The 1,159-nt window shown below is 57.7% G+C and carries 2 pseudogenes; one reads left to right on the top strand and one right to left on the bottom strand.

Annotated elements, in window-relative coordinates:
• A pseudogene (locus ACWDTD_RS20560) lies at nt 1-95 on the top strand (arsenic transporter); the annotation flags it as partial.
• Nucleotide 96: 1 nt separating this feature from the next.
• Here the strand turns inward: ACWDTD_RS20560 and ACWDTD_RS20555 are convergent.
• A pseudogene (locus ACWDTD_RS20555) lies at nt 97-750 on the bottom strand (site-specific integrase); the annotation flags it as partial.
• Between the last annotated feature and the right edge of the window lie 409 nt (nt 751-1,159).

Raw genomic sequence — 1,159 nt, 5'->3', positions numbered from 1 at the left:
CGTTGATGTTTGCGCTGGCGTGGTTGATGTTGTCGGATCTGCCGGAGTATCGGACGGGCCTGATCATCGTCGGACTGGCCAGGTGTATCGCGATGCGTACTTACCGAACTCAGGTGCTTTCGGATTCCGGTAGAAGTCCCTCGTCTGCAGATGTCGGACTTCGTTACCGCGAAGCCCCCAACCGTAGGCGACCTTGAACCAGGTCGCATCTCGGTAGGCCGCCCGCCAGCCCTTGCGGCCGCTTGCGGCGATCCGATCCACCTCACTATCGGCATGATCGAAAAAGCGTTGCAGCTCAGCGCGACTGAACGCACGTTTCGTCGGATTCGACTCGGCTTCCTGAACGTGCCGCGCGGAGTTCCAGTCATGACACACCTGCACCGGATGCGAACCAAACAGCTCAAAGCACAAATCTGTCCACCCGTAGTCCGAGGACGAGACGTAGTCGCAGAACAGGCGCAGCGATGCCTGATAGTTGCGCACGGAGGTTTGGCGGAGATGGCGCACACCGCGCAGATCCCCGAAAAACTCGTCGACCATCGCCGGCGTCCACTGCCACGGATACTCGTTCGCATAGTCGGCGAACCGACTGATCAGCTTCACGCGCTTCTCGATCGTCCCGAACGACAGATTGCGCGACAACTGCTGATTGCGCCAACCCTCGAGCATCTCCGCGAACACCACATCCTGGCTGTTCAGATAGCGCACACCGGGAACCACAACCAACCGCCCGGCTTCATCGACCGCCACCTGACATCACCTCCCACGCGGCTGCATCAGATGCTCATATCTTGCACCAAACGCAGGAATGAAGTCAATCCCGAAGTCGCACAGACCTACTCAGAAGGCCTTCGCAAACCGCATGATGTTCTCGTAACCCGATCTGGCGGACGTCTCACGCGCTCGGGACCGCATCAGTGCAGGTTGTCGGCTCGTGCCGATAATCAATCCGCAGCCAAAGGGGAAGTGCGTCGTCCTGCATCTGTTGCAATATTACAGCTTTTACTTTACATAATGTTTCTTATCGGCACCTGAAAATGGCTGAGGGAGAGTAGCTTTGAAGCGGAGATATTGTCAAGATCTGTGGATGAGGTTGTTTCAGGCAGCCTCCTGCTGGTCGGGTGAGGCGGTGCCGGGTTCGACGAGTTCGCCGTTTTTG

This window comes from Gordonia sp. NPDC003425, assembly GCF_053588635.1.
Note: the sequence above shows the minus strand (reverse complement) of the source record. Positions and strands in the feature narration are given on the sequence as shown.